Source organism: Streptomyces colwelliae (genome assembly GCF_048158785.1).
GTDB lineage: Bacteria > Actinomycetota > Actinomycetes > Streptomycetales > Streptomycetaceae > Streptomyces.
In genome coordinates, this window is sequence record NZ_JBLTJC010000120.1 from 12,627 (window position 1) to 28,071 (window position 15,445).

Annotated in this window: 13 protein-coding genes; 1 reads left to right on the plus strand and 12 read right to left on the minus strand. The window is 71.9% G+C overall.

Going from position 1 to position 15,445, the window contains the following annotated elements; all coding sequences use genetic code 11:
• The first annotated feature begins 7 nt into the window (after positions 1–7).
• Positions 8–1,111 (plus strand): UDP-N-acetylmuramate dehydrogenase, encoded by a 1,104-nt coding sequence (locus ACNFOC_RS24470; RefSeq protein ID WP_416961241.1) that lies wholly within the window; start codon positions 8–10, stop codon positions 1,109–1,111.
• Between the two features lie 239 nt (positions 1,112–1,350).
• Here the strand turns inward: ACNFOC_RS24470 and ACNFOC_RS24475 are convergent, their stop codons facing one another.
• From ACNFOC_RS24475 to ACNFOC_RS24530, 12 genes are all read right to left on the minus strand, one after another.
• The gene (locus ACNFOC_RS24475) at positions 1,351–2,445 is read right to left on the minus strand and encodes an NUDIX hydrolase (protein WP_212728833.1); all 1,095 of its coding nucleotides are present in this window, start codon (positions 2,443–2,445) and stop codon (positions 1,351–1,353) included.
• 59 nt (positions 2,446–2,504) lie between these two features.
• Entirely contained in the window at positions 2,505–3,263 is a 759-nt protein-coding gene (locus ACNFOC_RS24480) for a PIG-L deacetylase family protein (RefSeq protein WP_416961249.1), read from the minus strand.
• A 40-nt stretch (positions 3,264–3,303) separates the two neighbouring features.
• Complete coding sequence (gene fxlM / locus ACNFOC_RS24485; RefSeq protein WP_416961242.1) at positions 3,304–5,613, minus strand: methyltransferase, FxLD system; 2,310 nt, start codon at positions 5,611–5,613, stop codon at positions 3,304–3,306.
• 34 nt (positions 5,614–5,647) lie between these two features.
• Positions 5,648–6,280, minus strand: coding sequence for a M15 family metallopeptidase (locus tag ACNFOC_RS24490; RefSeq protein WP_365872237.1), 633 nt, complete (start codon positions 6,278–6,280; stop codon positions 5,648–5,650).
• A 20-nt stretch (positions 6,281–6,300) separates the two neighbouring features.
• On the minus strand, positions 6,301–7,341 hold the full coding sequence (locus tag ACNFOC_RS24495) for a bifunctional GNAT family N-acetyltransferase/NUDIX hydrolase (protein ID WP_212728830.1): 1,041 nt from the start codon (positions 7,339–7,341) through the stop codon (positions 6,301–6,303).
• On the minus strand, positions 7,338–8,774 hold the full coding sequence (locus ACNFOC_RS24500; protein WP_416961243.1) for a phosphotransferase: 1,437 nt from the start codon (positions 8,772–8,774) through the stop codon (positions 7,338–7,340). The genes ACNFOC_RS24495 and ACNFOC_RS24500 overlap by 4 nt, the downstream gene beginning before the upstream one ends.
• On the minus strand, positions 8,771–9,589 hold the full coding sequence (locus ACNFOC_RS24505) for a class I SAM-dependent methyltransferase (protein WP_212728937.1): 819 nt from the start codon (positions 9,587–9,589) through the stop codon (positions 8,771–8,773). Before ACNFOC_RS24505 ends, ACNFOC_RS24500 begins: the two co-directional genes overlap by 4 nt.
• 47 nt (positions 9,590–9,636) lie before the next feature.
• Entirely contained in the window at positions 9,637–10,812 is a 1,176-nt protein-coding gene (locus ACNFOC_RS24510; RefSeq protein ID WP_416961244.1) for a protein-L-isoaspartate O-methyltransferase family protein, read from the minus strand.
• Positions 10,813–10,982: 170 nt separating this feature from the next.
• Positions 10,983–12,374 (minus strand): MFS transporter, encoded by a 1,392-nt coding sequence (locus ACNFOC_RS24515; RefSeq protein WP_416961245.1) that lies wholly within the window; start codon positions 12,372–12,374, stop codon positions 10,983–10,985.
• Positions 12,358–13,392, minus strand: coding sequence for a phosphotransferase enzyme family protein (locus ACNFOC_RS24520; RefSeq protein ID WP_416961246.1), 1,035 nt, complete (start codon positions 13,390–13,392; stop codon positions 12,358–12,360). Before ACNFOC_RS24520 ends, ACNFOC_RS24515 begins: the two co-directional genes overlap by 17 nt.
• Positions 13,389–13,835: an HIT family protein gene (locus ACNFOC_RS24525; protein ID WP_181411833.1), complete on the minus strand. Its 447-nt coding sequence runs from the start codon at positions 13,833–13,835 to the stop codon at positions 13,389–13,391. Before ACNFOC_RS24525 ends, ACNFOC_RS24520 begins: the two co-directional genes overlap by 4 nt.
• Positions 13,836–13,916: 81 nt before the next feature.
• The coding region (locus ACNFOC_RS24530; protein WP_416961247.1) for an NUDIX domain-containing protein at positions 13,917–15,445 on the minus strand (1,529 nt) is incomplete at its 5' end.

Sequence of the window (15,445 nt, forward strand, 5' to 3'; positions counted from 1 at the left end):
GGAACCCATGGGTGAGCTGCTGGCCGACCACACCACGCTTCGCCTGGGCGGACCCGCCCACCAGTTCCTCACCCACACCGACCCCGCCGCCTGGCCCGACGTCGCCCGTTCCGCGACGGGTGAAGGCACGGCGCCGTTCGTACTCGGCGGCGGCAGCAACACCCTGGCCGAAGACGCGGGATACCCCGGGACCGTGATCCGCATGGCCACCCGCGGTGCGACCGTACGCCCGCTCGGCGACGACCTCGTGGAGGTCGTCGCACAGGCGGGGGAACCGCTCTCCGCGCTCGTCGCGTTCGCCGTCGACCAGCGGCTCTCGGGGATCGAGTACCTAGGCGGCATACCCGGCACGACCGGTGCCGCCCCGGTGCAGAACACCGGTGCCTACGGACAGCAGATATCTGACACCCTCACCCGCGTCACCGCCTTCGATTGGCACCTCGAACGCATCGTCGAACTCCGAACCGCGGAATGCGGCTTCGGCTACCGCGCCAGCGCCTTCAAGTCCCAGCCCGGACGGTGGACGATCCTCGACATCACGGTGTGTCTCACCCGCAGTTCATCTGCGGCCCCGGTCGCCTACCAGCACCTCGCCGACTCCTTGGCCGTAGGACTGGGGGCCCGGCCACCGCTCGCCGAGGCCGCCCAAGCCGTGATCACCGACCGGGAGCAGCGCGGTCTCGCCCTGCCGGATTCCGGCCCTGATGCCCGGCAGGCAGGGTCCGTCTTCCTCAACCCGGTCATCACTCCCGTCCAGGCCGCAGCCATACGCTGCGCCGACGGCCCGGTCCACCGCGACCAGAGCGGATCCCTGCGCGCAAGCGCCGGGTGGCTGCTGGAGCGGTGTGACTACCGTCCCGGGGGCCGTATCGGGCCGGGGGTGTACTGCTCCACCGCCCGAACCCTGACGCTGACCGCGCGAGAAAGTGCCACAGCAACTGCCTTCACCTCGGCTCTCCGGCAACTCGCCGCCGCCGTCTTCGAGGCGTACGGCATCCGACTTCGTCCGGAGCCTGTTCGGCCGGGCCCGAGTAGAGGATCGTCCGACGGCCCGGGCGGGCCCTCCCACCGAGGAGGCGCAGCGGGGACGGACGCCTTTGCGCCGGCGTGAGCCCGCCCGTACCGGCCCGACCTCAACCAAGGATCTCGGGCCGCCGCTCTCGGGCCCTCGCCGGTCAGGAAGTTCGGATGCCGAGCGGAGGTCTTGGATTCGTCCCCGTGCCTGTGAGGCCGGGCGTCACCACAGACGGAAGGCTTCCAGGAAAGCTGGCGCCCTGGGTAGCGGTCGAGGCGGCTGTTGAAGGGAGCCGGGTTCTTCGCCCAGTTGTCCCCAAAAACGCGAAGCGGCGGCTACCAGGCAGCGGGGCCGGAGAGTTCGGTGACAGGTTGGCGGACGGCCCGGGGAACGCCGAGCTGCTGGCGGGCCCAGTGGACGACCGCGAGCTGGTCAACGGCCGTTGGCCCCCAGTCGAAGAGTTCCATAGCCTGTTCGGGGGTGGCCAGGATGCGGATGTAGGTATGGCCCGTGGCTGGATCGGGCTGCGCGGGGCCGACGTTGGTGAGTGCGGCGGCGTAGCGCAGGTATCCGCGCCGTACCGAGGGGTCGGTGACGTGTCCCAGGAGCAGCGGTCTACCAATCCGGGCGGTCGCCTCCTCTTCAGCTTCGCGACGCAGGGTGGCTACGGGGTCGCCCTGGTCCTGTTCCTCGGGTGTGCCGCCGGGCAGGATGGCGACTCCTGTGTGGGGTTCGAGAAGGACGAGGACGCGTCCGTCCGGCGCGAAGCACCAGGCCCACACCTGGGTGACTGCGAGGTCGTGCGGGGCTGGCCCCTGGTGCCAGGGATAGTGGTAGGTGGGGCGGGCGGTCTGCAGGACGGCTGCGCGGTCGAGGATGGTCGGGGCGAGCGGGAGGCCATTCTCAAGGATCACCGTTCCGCCAGCGTTGATCCGGGCGCGCAGCGCGGACAGGGCGCGGCGGGCGTCGGCCGGGGAGAGCAGATCGGGCAGTCGCGCGGGCTCGACGAACTCGATCCCGGTGATCTCACTCGGCGGCAACCGGATTTCGCCGATCCGGTCGTCCTCCCAGGTGCCGCCGTCGAAGACGTGCAGAATCTCGCCGGGGAACCGCATGGCGGCGGGTGCGTCGGTGCTGTCGGCGGCGATCCAGTCGACGGCCAGGCAGCGGTCGACGGTGGCGGTGACTCCGAGTTCCTCGACCAGTTCACGGGCTGCTGCGCGAGCGGGGGACTCGTTCTTGTCGACGGCGCCGCCGGACAGGAGACATGTGTCGCGATAGTCGACGTGCTGGACCAGGACCTGGCCGAAGGGGTTCGTGATGAGCACAGACGTGCCGACCCACAGGGCGGCCGCGGCGCGCATCGCGCCGTACGCCTCGTCGGTCATGGCGGTGCCGGGCAGCTCGCCGGGAACGGATGTGGTCGTCATGGCTCTCCGATCAGGAACGGGCCGGTCGGGCCCGGAAGGAGGTGGGTAGTTGGCCGCCGTCAGGCGGTGAGCAGGTGAGGGCCACCCCGGACGGGCCCGGTCGCGAGCCGGGTGAAGTACTCGGTCGCGATGATGTCGCGGCGGGTCTCCTCGGGCAGGCGGGCGAGGATGCCGGGCAGTGGCCGTTCGCGGGCAACCTCTCCCCGGTGTGCGAGGATCGCGGCCCACTTCTGCTCCAGCCAGGCACTGACGTCGACGGTGGTGGTGGCGTACGCGTCCGGCACCGCGAGCACGGCTTTGCCGACGGCCTCCAGAAGCGGCCCGAGCTCGCCGACACCGGACTCGGGGTGCGTGGCGCAGTACACGGCACGCGGTTGCCAGGGCTCCCCTGCTTCAGGGTGAAGGTGCGGGAGGCCCGCGTCCTGAGCGGCGAGGAGAGCGGCCTGGTGGGTGCGGCGGTGGTCCGGGTGACCGGTCAGCTGGCCCAGGGCGTCGTGCGTGACCACGATGTCGGGGCGGAACGAGCGGATCTGCTGAACCAGGGCGGCGACCACCTCGTCGAGCGGTGCGTCGACGAGGCGGGGACGGCCGGGAGCCGCCTGCGGGTTGCGGGCATCGCCGTATCCGAGCATGCGGGGCGGACCCGCGCCCAGCGCCCGCAAGGCGTCGGCGAGTTCGGGAGCCCGCGGGCTGTCGGGCGCCCACGTCATGGTGACGACGGCGGTGCGCGCGTGCGCGGCGGCGTGCTGGGCGAGGACACCACCGGCGAGGAGGCTCTCGTCGTCGGGGTGGCCGAACACGCCGAGCAGGGACGGCATCGTGGAGGACGCCGCCGTCTCGGGGACCAGCTCGTCGGAGTCAGGCACGCTGTCCCCCTGCGGCCGAAAGGCCCAGTGCGCCAGCGGGGGTCCGGGCCGGCCACTGGAAGACGAGCCGTGCGCTGGGCTTGTCGAGCACGTCGCCGGGCGGCAGCTGGTCGGCGGGCGTGCCGGCCGGGTGGATGGTCATCGGCGGATAGCCGCTCTCGCGCACCTCGCGGTCCCAAACGCGCACGCACTCCGCGAAGCGCTCCGCCACCTCTTCGGCCGCTGGGCCGTAGGCGTGGATGAAGAACTCGGTGAGACGGTCGGCTGGATCCGGGGCGTCCTGGACCTTGCGGTAGGTCAGGTAGGCGAGGGAGCCGTCTGAAACCATCGCCGCTGCGTCCTGCTGCGCCACCAGCGCGGAACCTTCCCGGGCGGTCAGGCGGCAGAACCCCGGCAGCGTCGTCGCGGCGTAGACCTGCAAGGTCTCGAAATTGAAGGTGCCCCGGACCACCAGGCCGGTGGTGAGCTCGCGCCGGGGCCCGCGCAGCGCCTCCTCAAGCCCCGCGGTGTCACCGGGCTCACCGTCTTCCCACCGCACGGTGACCTCGCCGTCGGCCAGGGGGAGGACGGGGGCCGTGCGGGCGGCGGCACCGCGGTCCCGCACGAACCCGCAGTACGTCCAGTGCTCGCAGTGCAGCACGTCGCCGCGCCGGACCAGGGTCAGGGAACGGGTGTAGCCGCCCATTTCCAGCGGCACCACCAACCGTGCGCCCTCACGGAGTTGCTCGCGCCAGGCCGGGGCGACGTCAGCCGCGTTGTGTGTGATCACCACCCCGTCGAACCCCTGGGCGGGGACCTGGCCCGGTGCGCCAAGACCACCGTCGCCCAGGACGGCGGTGACCCGGCCGCTGCCGGCCTCCGCGCACAGCCGCTGCGTGCGGTGCACCACGTACGGGTCGACGTCCACCGTGACCACCCGCCCGGCCGGCCCGACGACATGGGCGAGCAGCTCCGCGTTGTACCCGCCGGATCCGACCTCAAGCACGGCCGCCCCGGGCGTCAGCTGGAGCTGCTCGGCCATGTCGGCCTGGAGCCAGGCCGCGCTGACCGAGCTGGTCGCCCGGCCGTGCTCGTCCCGGCGCGTGACGACGGCCAGGTCGTCGTCGTAGACGGTCATGAGGTCCGTCTCCGGTGCGAACCGGTGCCGGGGCACCGTGCGCAGCGCGTCTTGGACCACGGCGGAGGGTGCCCAGCCGCCCGCGATGACGGCGTCTGCCATGCGGTGGCGTAGCCGGACAGCTTCGGCCGGCTCTCCGGGCACCGGTGGGGGTTCGGCGGCGGTCGGGTAGGCGTTGACCGGCGGCAGGCCGGGGATGACACCGGGCCAGACGGCATCCAGTGCGTTCGCGGCCGGGGTGAACACCGGGCCGAGACATCCGAGACCGTGGGGGTCGTGCCATTCCCAGCGGGTGAACTTCTGCGGCTCCGCCGTGGTGAGGGTGCCGGTGAAGCCGGCGATCCGGATGACGGCGGTCACCCGCGGGACGCCCTGGGCGGCGTCGGTGAGGATGGACACCACGCTGGCGCCGGTGGCGTGCAGGCCGGTCTCCTCGGCGAGCTCGCGCACCCCGGCCCCGTCCAGCGGTTCCGCACCGTCGATCTTCCCGCCCGGAGCCTCCCACATGCCGCGTTTGGACCAGCCGAGCAGGACACGCCCGTGCTCGTCGGTCACGACAGCCAGCGCCCCAGCAACGGCGTAGCCGGTGGCCGGCACGGACCGCTCCACGGCGACCGTGTCCGCACACGGACCGCGCAGGACCAGCGCCGCCAGGTCGCCGGCGGCGATGCGCTGCACGCTCGTCCATCCGCAGGTGAGGGCGGTGATCTCCTCCTCGTCCAGTGCGATGCGCCGCTTTGCGGCCGGGGTGTGCGCGGCGAGCGGGGTAATGACCAGCATGGTGCCGCCCTCGCGCAGTCGGCGTCCGAGCGCGTGCAGGACCCGGGTGCGGTCGTTCAAGAAGGCCACCGAGAGGCGGAAGACCACCAGGTCATAGAGGTCGTTGCCCAGCGGGGCGGGGTCGTCGCGTTCGATGTCCAGGCACAGCCACCGCACTTCCGCGTCGGGGTGGTCCGTGCGGGCCTGCTCCAGGGCGCCCTCGGCGAAGTCCGCTCCGTCGACGGTGTACCCGAGCGAGGCAAGGTACACGGACATCTCGCCCGTCCCGCACCCAACGTCGAGCGCGCGGCCGCCCTCGGGCGCTGGCGCGTGCTCGACGATCAAGCCCTTCTCGTCGTCCCCGAGCCGCCGGAAGCCTCGCCCCTCGGTGTAGCGCTTGGACCAATCAGTCCGGGTGATTCCCACAGATCGCTCCTCGTTCGTGAAGGGGCAGGCGGTGTCAGGGCAGTTCGACGGGTCCGTACAGGGCGGCCGGCTGCTGGGTCTGCAGTGCCCAGTACCGGTCGCCGAACGACCAGTGCCACCATTCGGTTCGGTACGGGACCATGCCCGCGGCGGCAAGGGCACGGCTCAAAGTGGCCCGGTTCGTGCGGGCCGGGCCGCTGAGGCCGGGGGCGTCGGTGTAGCAGGCGCCGTCGGACTCCTCCGGTGAAGCGTTGACGCGCGTTCCCATGTCCAGCTCGCGGCCCTGGTGGTCGATCAGCGTCACGTCGACGGCCGCGCCGGCGGAGTGCGGCGCGATCTCCGGAGGCGACACGAAGCGGCTGGCGGCCGCCCGGAGCTCGGCCGCCTGCCAGTCCGGGTGGGCGCGCGCGAGCTCGTCGGAGTACTCCTCGAAGTACCGACGCTGCAGGGCCGGCGGCCGGAAGCCCTCGACGAACAGCAGCGACACACCGGTGGGAAGCAGCGACTGGGCGTGCAGCAGCCGGGCAAGAACGCCTTGCCGAACGTGGGCCCAGGCGCCCGCCGCGTCCCGTTTGCGGTCGTCGACCTTCAGGCCGTGCGCGCGGGCGTCGACGAGGACCTCGCCGCACTCCTGGACGGGGATCGCGGCGACTCTCCGGTCGGACATCGAGACAATGTTGCTGGCGGTCACGCGTTCCCCCAGGTGTCGACGTATGCGGCCACGCCGGTGCGGCGGGCCTCCTCCACGGCGCGCAGCCGCACGAAATCGCGGGCCGGCATCAACGCCTCCCACTCGGCCAGAGGCAGAACGCGGGCCTCGTCGTGCTCGCGCGCGTTGAGGGTGAGACCCCGGATCTGTGCATCGGTCAGGCGCCCGCCATCGAAGACGAGCTGCAGCGTGCTGTACGGACGCTGCGCCCGGGGCTGCCCGTACACGGTGGCCAGCAGCCGGGGCGGGCCCACGGCGGTCATGCCGGTCTCTTCCCGGCACTCGCGCACCACCGCGTCCCAGGGCCGCTCGCCCAGATCCATCGCGCCGCCGATCATGTGCCAGGGGTGCCCGGGGGAGTAGACGGAGTGCAGCTGGAGCGGCTGGTCGTCCTCGTCGGTGACGTAGAGGCATACGAACGCGGCCGCCCGGGGCAGTGCGTCGGCGTACTGCTGCGGCGGCACCCACGCCGAATCCGGCTGCGCACCAGGCGCGAGACCGGCGGGTGGGCGGTGGCGGGTCATCCGCATGAGCGCCGGGTTGCCGCTGAAGCCGAGCTCCCGGTACAGGGGCGCGGCCTCCGGGCTGGTGTGCAGCTCAAACAGCGTGACGTCCTCGACGTCGGCGAGGTGGTCGAGGAGAGAGGAGACGACGGCCCGGGCATAGCCGCAGCGCCGGTGCTCCGGGTGCGTGGCGACCAACTGCACGCGGGCGGCCCGGCCCCGGGGGTAGGCCGGCGCCGCCAGGACGGGGTGGATCAGGCCAAGGGCGCAGGCAGCCATCGTGCCGTCCTGGGCGTCGACGACGAAGGCCCGCGCATCTCCCTCGGGCGTCAGCCGTGGCGCCAGCTCGTCCGTGCACTGGCGGACCCAGTCCTCGGTGAACGGTGCGGACAGGATGTATGCGGAGCGCATCCGGGTGATGGCCTCGGCGTCACTAGGCGTTGCCGCGCGGACCGGCGATCGCCCGGCGGCGTCATGCGGCTCGGCCGCGGCAGTGGGTGCCGTGTCGGCGTTCACGTCGCATCTCCTGTCGGTGAGAGGGCTGCACGGTGCTCGGCGCGCAGCCGGGCCAGGGTCCGCCGGCCGCGTTCGACCAGCTCGGGATCGCGGTGGGCGACGCCGTACGCGATCCCGCTCACGGAATCGAGCGCTGCGTCGATGACGAGGCGGGCTTCCTCAGCGGCGGTCAGGGACCTGCCGTACCCGGCCAGAAACGCCTCGAACAAGTCGACGCGGCCAGCCCAGGCATCGGACAGGCGGACAAGGTCCCGTACGGCCGGTCCCGGCTCGCTGCGCTCGAAGTCGATCACCGCGACGAAGACATCAAGGGCGTCCGACTCGTCAGGGGTGAACAGGACGTTGCGGAGCTGGAGATCTCCGTGGGTCTCCACCCATTCCAGCGGTTGCAGGTCCTCGGCCTGCCGGACGAGCTCGCGGACGAACTCCTCATCACCCGGGAGCAGATGAGACCGTGCTCCGGCCAGGTGCCGGTCGGCCTTGGCGACGGCCGGGCCGCTGCCGACCGGAGCGGGCCGTGGGGGAGAGGACTGGTGGATGCGGCGGGCCAGCGCGCCGATCCGTTGGAAGACAGCCCTCTCCCGGTCCGGGGCCAGAACGGTGCCGTGCAGCGGGTGGCCCGGCACCGCGGTGAGGACCACCGCCCGCACGGTCTCGTCGGCGGCGACCAGCCGGGGCGCGGCCGCGCCCAGCTCCTGCGCCCACGTCCGTAGTCCTCGAACCTCCCTGGAGTGGAACCGCTCGCTCTGGTGCACCTTCACGTACCAGGTGCCGCCCTGGACGCCGTGGACCCGCCACACGCGGCTCTCCGCGCGCGCCCATGACGTATCCGTCCACTGCGTGATCCGGCCGACCGCCCGTTCCGCGAACTCCACCACCGCGGCGTCGGGGCGGGCGGTAGACGCCTGACCGGTCACGTCCGGCACGAGGCGCAGCCGGTCGGCGCCGGGGTCGAAGGCGATGCTGTCGCCGGGCAGTTGGAAGTGCACGGCGAGGCGTGCGCCGGCGCTGTAGGCGTCCAGGCCCGCACGGCAGTACGCCACCATCTGGGCGGGCAGCGCGTAAAGGGATGCCCAGTCCATCGCGTCGCAGACGTCCGGCTCCGCGATCCCGGGCGCGCCTTTCCACCTCCGGACCTCGAAGAAGTGCCCGCTACGGCTGGCGCCTCCGGGGCTGCGGTGGTGCACGGTCACGGCGGCCCGCACGTCGGCCGGGTCGATGACGACACCGGTCTCCTCCCGCGCCTCGCGGATCAGGGCGGTGACGACGTCCTCGTGCGGACCGTCCAGATGACCCGACGGCAGGTGCCACAGGCCGGCGGCGTACACCTGCCCGGCCCGCCGCGACAGCAAGATCTGCGGCCCGTCGGCGGTCTCCCGGCGCAGGATCAGGTGGACGTCCACCGGCTCGGTGTGCCGCTGCCCGCCGCTCATCGCGCTCCCTCCGGACGTCGGGCGAGCAGAACCCTGAACGTCGTCTCCTCGACCAGAGACCCGTCCATCGCGTGCGCGTGGAGAAGTGCGAGGGCCTCGTCCTCGAACGCCTGATGCCGCTCTGCGAAGAGGCCAGCCCCGGCGAAGGACGTGGTGCGCAGGTAACCGAGTACCTCCCGCGGCGCCCAGGTGCGGGTCACGGGGAAGAGGTGTTCGGTGACCTCCTTGAACGCTGAGGCGGCAAGGTCCTCCTGGTACGAGCGGCGGGGCTCGGCGTAGGAACTGCGGGCGCCCGCCCGGCGCTCGTCGCCCAGGTAGAGCTGGATCAGCTCGCGCAGCGCACGGGTCCAGTCGGCGTCGTGGGTCCACAGGCTCCCGTCGCCCATGATCGCCACTGCGGCACCCGGTGTGGCGACCCGGTCTGCCATCTCCAGGACCGACGGACCGTCCATCCAGTGGTAGGACCGGCAGCAGGTGATCAGGTCCGGGCCGGAATCCGGTTCGCCGGGCAGCGTCGCGAGCGGCTCGTAGGCGTCGGCCGCCGCGTGGACCAGGGCGAGGGTGCAGTTGCCGAGCACAGGGGCGAGGGCTTGCCCGGCCTGGCGCAGCATCTGCGGGCTGACGTCGACCGCTTCGATGTGCGTCAGGCCGGCGCTGGCGGACAGGAGCGCGAAGGGCACCTGCCCGGTCCCGGTGCCCAGGTCGAGCAGCACCGGGGAAGGGCGGCCCCGCAGCGCGTCGGTGAGCAGGCGCACCGCCGCGTCCGGCAAGCCTGGACGGTGGCAGGCGTAGGTCGAGGCCGCGGCCTCGAACATTGCCTCCTGCTCCGATGGGAGGCCCGGAAAGGGACCGTCGGGGTAGGTCACGAAGTGGCTCCCTCATCGAGCGGGTGGGGGGCGGGTAGTTGCCAGGACAGGCGTCCGCACTCGGAGGCGGCCCACTGCCTACCGTCCGCATCGAAAAGGAGGCGGTAGCGGTCAGGGGAGCGTGCGGCCCGCCACCGGTCGGCGAGGTCCTGGATCTCTTTCCAGATGTCCCGCGGCCCGTTGACGGTGACGCTCCAGCGCCGGTGGCCCACCGCCTCCGCGCGCATCCAGGATCCGCAGCCGGGCGCGCCGATCACGACGTGCTCGGCGCCGAAGTCCCGGACCAGGCCACCGCCGAGGAGATGGTCGGCCGCCAGCCAGAAACCGCGATTGCTGTCCGGGGGCGGCGCCAGCATGCTCCGTTGAGTCCACGTGCCCGGCTCGGTGGCCATGCGCTGCCGGAACTCCTTCGTGAGCCAGATCCGCGCCACGCCGTGTCCCGCCCGGTGGGCGAACTCCACGGCCCGCAGCTCCGCCGTAATCTGCCCGTCGGCGGTGCGCTCGACAACGGCGAGGCCGGGCCACGACGGGGACGCACTGCTCACGTGCGCCAGCAGTTTGCCCCCGGGAGCGAGCTGTTCGACGAGGGCCGTGGGCACGCGCTCCACCGTGTACGACACGAAGATCCGGTCGAACTCCCGCCCCGCAACGCCCTGTTCTCCTGACCCGCACACCACCTCTGGACGGAACCCGAGATCGGCCAGCCGGGCCGCAGCCGCGTCAGTGAGGTGCCGATCCCGGTCGAGGGAGACCACCCCCTGGTCGCCGCAGACCTGGCAGGCCACCGCGGCGGTCACTCCCGCTCCCGTCCCGACGTCCAGCACCCGCAGACCCGGACGCAGATCCAGCTCCTCCAGCAGCGAGGCGGTCAGACCCATCACCGTCGACATTGACGTGATCGACGCCCCCGACCGCGTCCCGCGCGCCCGGCCCACCAACGGCTCGCCGTCGTGCTGAACGAGCACACTGGCCCCGCCGTACAGCAGCCCGAGCAGCTCGGGGCGGTCCTGCGGCGCCGACCAGTCCAGCAGGTCCCACCGCGGCGGCTCCTCGCTCGGCGCACTGCGCCGTACGTACGCCTGCGGCATCAGAACCTCGCGCGGCAGGGCGAGCAGCGCCTCACGTACCGGGCCGGCCGCCAGATCGCCGGCCTTCTCCAGGCGGGCGACCATCGCTGCCCGGGCTGCAGCAGCACCGCGATCACCCCGGGTGCCGCGGCTGTCCGCCGACCCGGTGACTTCTGCCGTCTCCGTGTGGAAGGGGTCCGTAGTGGTAAGCGTCGCTGGAGCGTGCGCAGTTGGGTCAGCGGGCCGTCGCGTGGTGTCCCCGGTGTTCAGGTCCGTCATGTGGCGCCTCCGTCCAACGAGCTCTCACGGCGGATGTCTGCGGCGGCCGCCGCTCCAGGGGCCGGCACCTGAGGTGGAGGGCCGGGGCGCGGTAGTTCTTCGGCAGGCGCGGGTTCCTCCCGCTCGGGCGGGGCACCGGGCATCTGCCGCAGGCCGCGCAGCGGAGAGAGCGCCAGGACCAGGAGCGGCACAGTGAGCAGAAAGGCACCGACGACCAGGGCGGCCCGGACACCGGCCCACGTCCCCAGTGCGCCGGCGAGCAGCGCGCCGAGCGGCCTGGCACCCGATGTCAACCAAGTGCTCACCGCCTGCATCCGTGCCTGCATGCGGGAGTTGGTGATGATCTGACGGATTGACCGCTGGGTGGTGCCCGCCGCACCCGCGCACGCCAACTGCACGAACAGCGCCGCACCGATCACGATCTGCCAGCCAAGGCCGGGAGAGGCGAGCAGCAGCGGAATCTGGGTCACCGGCGTGATCGCGAGCGCGGCCAGCATCATCGGCCCGGGCCCGATCCGTCGAGCAAGGGCAGGGGCGAGGAGCGCGCCGGCGGCCGCGCCCAGGGCGCCGAGCCCCAGCACGACACCGAACGCCGTGGTGCTCATCGCAAGGGTGCGCAGCAAGTACAGCGCCCACAGTGTGTTGAGCAGTGCGAGGGCGAAGGAAGTCGACGCGTTGACCAGCGTCAAGGTACGCAGCCGGTCGTCACTGCGTACATACCGCACGCCCTCGCCGATCTCCGCCCACAGCCGACGCTCCCCGGTACGTGCCCGGTCGGTCTTGGGCATGCGGATGCGCGCGGTGCACCAGGCACTGATGAGATAGGAGAGGACGTCTCCGAGCAGGGCTCGGGCCGGTCCGACCAAGGCGGTCAGCGCGGCGCCCAGGTTGCTGCCGCCGGTCGCGGAGAGGGCGAAGAGTGCGCCGACCCGGCTGTTGCTCCGCTGGATCAAGGACCGGTCGACCAGGCTCGGCAGGATGCTGATGGCCGCCGCGTCATGCACCACGCCCGCGGCGCCCTGCACCACGGCGACCGCCATGAGCTGGGGCAGGGTCAGTGCGTCGAGGGCTGCCGCCACCGGCACCGTGGCCAGTGCGGCCGCACTGACCAGATCCCCGATGATCATCTGGCGCTGCTTGGAATGGCGGTCAGCGAGCGCCCCGGCGTGCAGGGCGAGCACCGCGGGTGGCAGCAGTCCAAGGAACGCCAACCAGGCCACCTGAGAGGTGGTGGCGTGCAGCTCCAGGACGGCGATCACCGGGATCACCATCGAGCTGATCGAGCTGCCGGTCACGCTGGCGCTCTGCCCGATCAGGAACGTCCGGAAGTTGCGGTGCCGCCACAGCGACGTCTGGAGCCGAGCGGGAGAGTCAGCGGAGCTGGTCACGGAGCACCTCCTCCGCCTCGTCCAGGCGGGCGCACAGCACACCCAGGGCCTCGTGGCGGGCCCGCCCGTACGCCTCCAGCTGAGGGGTGACCGCGGTTGGGTCGTCGAGCGGCTCCGAGAGCGGGTACACCGAGCAGGCCAGGTAGCCGGCCGCCACCCGGGGCACCGTCATGAGGTCCTCGTCCGGCATGGCCGGGTTGGTCTCCCGGTAGGCGGCGACGGCCGTGGCCAGGCCCGTGGGCCAGTCCGGGGCGGTCAGGACCGTGCGCGGATCGAGCACGATGCGTCCCAGCTCCCACATCGGGCTGCGGTGCGTCGGCGGCCGGAAGTCGACGACCGCGGCGACCTTCTCGCCTCTCAGCATCAGGTTGAGGGAGGACAGGTCGCCATGGACGATCTGCGCTGCCAGGGTCAAGGGGAGTGCTTCGAGCATGGATGCCGTTGCGGGGAGTTCGTCCAGCCGTTGTTGGGCGGCGTCTCTCGACCACGCTCCGAACGCGGAACTCGGGGGTTGCTTCGCGTAGCTGTCGAGGAGCCGTTCCAGGCGCTGGCGGCCCCGCTCGATGTCACAGACCTCGTGGGACGGGGCGCGGCGCGGCGGCCCGTCCGGATGTCGCGCGAGCGTGCGGTGCAGTCGGCCCACGGTCGCGCCGACGGCGGCCCACTGCTCGCTGTGCAGGCCGCCTTCCGCTGTCTCGGCGCCCTCGGCGAACGCGGTGACGGCCACCGCCAGGCCGCCTTCGACGGCGATGAGGTCGCCGTCCAGGGTCCGGCGCATCGCCGGCACCGGGACCCCGCCGAGTGCGGCGAACTCGGCCAGCTCGAGGGCGCGCCCCTCGGCGCCCAGGTCAGCGTGCTCTGGGTAGGCCTTCACAAACCATCGGCGGCCGTCGCCGTCCTTGGCCACGTAGTTGCACGTGGCGGTCCCTGACGGCCCTTCGCGGACGTCGGTGGGGACGACGCGGTAGTGCAGCGCCAGGATTCCCGCCACGGCCGTGACGTCGAACTGCGCGTTCAATGCCCGGCCTCCGGCCTGCCGGGGCCGTTCATCAGCCGGCGCAGCGCCCGGGCGTCCGCCTGTAGTTGGGCCTCTTCCTGGCGCCCGAGGTCGAGCACGTCGAAGGGCAAGGGGCCGCCCGGCGCCGGGTCCGCACCCGCCTCCCGTCGCGGCACGACGTGATGGTGGGCATGCGGAATGGCGTTGCCGAGGAGCAGGTAGTTCATCTTCAACGGCTGGTAGTGCGCCTCAAGTGCGCGGCCCAGGGCGAGGGTGTCCCGCCAGAAGGCGGCGGCTTCGTCGTCCGAAAGTTCGGTGGGCTCGGCCACGTGGCGCGCGGTCACGATGGTGATGGAGTAGCCCCGGACTCGCCCGGAGCGCCAGAGATAGGACTGGGACACCTCGCCGCGGTGCAGCAGCAGCCCCCATCCGATGTCATCGGCCGTCCAGTCGTTGCCGCACATTGGGCAGTGGTGGCCGGCGCGGTGCGCGAGGAAGTGCTCAGGCCAGGAAGAGCTGGGTGTCGGTGGGAGCGTCACAGGGGCTCACCAGCCCGTCTGGGTGTACGGGCGGCCCGCGACGATGCCTTCGATCGCCAGGCGGGTGTACGGCACGACCTTTGCCGGAAGATCCTGCGGGCTGAACCACCGCCACGCCACGCACCGGTCGGGCTCCAGGAGTTGCGGGGTACCGGACCATGCCCGGGCCTGGAAGACGAGCGCGATCCGTGCCCGCGCCGTCGGCGAGTCGACGTGGTGGACCACATGCACGAGCTCGATGTCACCGGGATCGATGATCAGCCCGGCCTCCTCCTGAGCTTCGCGCACCAAACAGCTGATGGCGGCTTCCCTCTCGCAATGACCTGCCAAAAAGTGCCATTCGTCCGGCGCGAAGGCCGAGTCGGGATGGCGCAGTCCGAGGAGGATCCGGCCCTGCTCGTCCTGGAGGTGAAGGTGGACGCCGATGATGTGGAGTTCGGTCCCCTCCGGTGCCTCTTCGTGCAGTGGGCGGATGCGGTCCGGCGGGCTGCCGGCCGGGGGGTGCTCGGACGCGTGGCGGCGGATCAGGTCGCCGAGACCGGGACTCATGGGTAGTCGGTCCAGCATGTCGGGGGTGAACCATTGCAGAAGGACGCCCTCTTGTAGGCCCGCCGTGTCGGGGTGTCCGCTCCAGCGGGCCGTGAAGACCTTGATCGGCACCGCGAGGCCGTCGACGCTCGTCGCCTCTTCGACTGCGTAGGGCGCCAAGCCCACCGGTGCAAGGCCGGGGGCCTCCTCGGCGAGCTCCCGCCGCAAGGTGTCCTCCAGGCCCCGGTCATCCCTTTCGCGCCCGCCTCCCAGGAGGTCGAAGACCCCGGGCGCCCAGATGCCCTCCCGCAGATCCCTGAGATGAAGCAGGTAGCGTCCGAAGCCGTCGTGGACCAGAGCCGACGCGTTGACTGGCTCCGGCTGCCCGTCGAGCCCATCGGCCTCGGCGTCCGACAGCTTGGCCCGCAGCGTTGGGGACCTGACGTCGGCGAACGCAAGCCACTGGGAACCCGAGACCTCTTCGTCCTGGAGCCTGAGCGGCGGCAGCTGCTCGGCGCTGACGTAGAAGGCGAAGCGGAAGTCGAAGTGCTGATGGCTCGGCTCGCCCTTTGCGGGATTGGCGTTGATCCCGTGCACGTCGATGTCGATCGGGCCGCCCAGGAACTGCGGGGTCAGACACAGGTCACCGGGCCGGATGCCCGTCTCCTCGGACACCTCCCGAAGAGCAGCGGCCATCAGGCTCCGGTCCGCCTCGGCGTGCCCGCCCGGGGTGAGCAGCAGCCCAGTGGCCTTGTGGACGATGTGCAGTACGCGCCGGTCTCGGTCGATGACGACCGCGCTGCAGGTGACGTGGCCGGGAAGAGTCGCCCGGCTGGACGGGTCGTCCGGCCCGTCCAGGACGGCAAACAGGCCGGCCAGGGACTCTCGCTCGTGCGGGTGCCGAGTCAGGTAGCTGTCGAGGGTCGCGCGGATGTGGGAGCGGGTGATCGGCACGTCAACACCTCGGAGAAGCATGGAAGGGCTGGTGGATGGGTCGAGGGTGGGCG

Coding starts and splice junctions, on each gene's coding strand:
- ACNFOC_RS24500 (WP_416961243.1), bottom strand. CDS start 8,774: ATGAGCGGCGGGCAGCGGCACACCGAGCCGGTGGACGTCCACCTGATC.
- ACNFOC_RS24490 (WP_365872237.1), bottom strand. CDS start 6,280: ATGTCCGACCGGAGAGTCGCCGCGATCCCCGTCCAGGAGTGCGGCGAG.
- ACNFOC_RS24480 (WP_416961249.1), bottom strand. CDS start 3,263: ATGCCGTCCCTGCTCGGCGTGTTCGGCCACCCCGACGACGAGAGCCTC.
- ACNFOC_RS24470 (WP_416961241.1), top strand. CDS start 8: ATGGGTGAGCTGCTGGCCGACCACACCACGCTTCGCCTGGGCGGACCC.
- ACNFOC_RS24505 (WP_212728937.1), bottom strand. CDS start 9,589: ATGTTCGAGGCCGCGGCCTCGACCTACGCCTGCCACCGTCCAGGCTTG.
- ACNFOC_RS24475 (WP_212728833.1), bottom strand. CDS start 2,445: ATGACGACCACATCCGTTCCCGGCGAGCTGCCCGGCACCGCCATGACC.
- ACNFOC_RS24510 (WP_416961244.1), bottom strand. CDS start 10,812: ATGGTCGCCCGCCTGGAGAAGGCCGGCGATCTGGCGGCCGGCCCGGTA.
- ACNFOC_RS24525 (WP_181411833.1), bottom strand. CDS start 13,835: ATGTGCGGCAACGACTGGACGGCCGATGACATCGGATGGGGGCTGCTG.